Here is a 1,036-nt window from a genome sequence, read left to right as displayed (position 1 = left end):
GAGATCGGGATGGAGGCGTGCGGTGGGTCGCATCACTGGGCGCGGGTGATTGAGGGCTTGGGTCACCGAGTGAAGCTGATCGCACCGCAGCTGGTGAAGCCGTATGTCAAACGCGGGAAGAACGATGCGGCCGACGCCGAGGCGGTGTGCGAGGCGATGAGCCGGCCTGGCATGCGGTTCGTGGCGGCCAAGAGCGCGGAGCAGCAGGCGGCCTTGATGCTGATCGGCGTGCGCGACCGGCTGGTGCGGAACCGGACCCAGCTTACGAATGCGATCCGCGGCTATGCCGCCGAGTTCGGTCTGATTGCTCCCAAGGGGCTGGAGAAGATCGACGATCTGTTGGCGCGCGCCCAGGCGGATGAGACGCTGCCGGAGCTGGCGCGGGCGCTGTTCGCGATCCAGGCGCGTGAATATGCCGGTCTGCAGGGGCGCCTGCGGGAGATCGAGGAGGAGCTGATGGCTTGGCACCGCGGGAATGAATGCAGCCGGCGCCTGGCCGAGATTCCGGGGGTCGGGCCGATCGGCGCCGTCATGCTGGCCATGAAGGCGCCGGACCCGAGCGTGTTCCGGTCGGGGCGGCACTTCGCGGCCTGGATCGGTTTGACGCCGCGGGACCATTCGACGGCGGGCAAGGTGCGATTGGGCGGCATCACCCGGGCCGGCGATCCGGCCCTGCGCAGCGTGCTGGTGGTCGGAGCCATGGCGGTCATTCGCCAGGCCAGCAAGAGCAAGGGCCGCGCTTCGCCCTGGCTCCAGGAACTGCTGGCGCGAAAGCCTCGCAAGGTCGCTGCCGTGGCCCTCGCCAACAAGATCGCGCGCATCGCCTGGAAGATGATGATGAGCGGAGAACGCTATCAGGCCAACCGCGGGAGCATGCCAGGTCTCGCTGCGGCCTAGATCAGATCGGCAGAGCAAGGGAACTCGTCCTGTCGATGCCGTGACTTGCAAGGAAAGGAGTAGATGGTGGGATCGATCGATCCGGGACGAAAGACAATCCGTGCCATCCACCGGCGCTTCGACGCCGCACTCGTGAACG

At 67.1% G+C, this 1,036-nt stretch carries 1 protein-coding gene; it reads left to right on the top strand.

Features of this window, described 5'->3' with window-relative positions; translation table 11 throughout:
• Positions 1 to 897 (top strand): IS110 family RNA-guided transposase (locus DTX69_RS29895; protein WP_119305238.1); only part of this gene is annotated, 897 nt, incomplete at its 5' end.
• Positions 898 to 1,036: the final 139 nt, after the last annotated feature.

It is taken from the genome of Dongia deserti (assembly GCF_003574735.1).
In the GTDB taxonomy this organism is placed as follows: Bacteria; Pseudomonadota; Alphaproteobacteria; order Dongiales; family Dongiaceae; genus Dongia_A; species Dongia_A deserti.
This window is presented reverse-complemented; position numbering and strand designations above follow the sequence as displayed.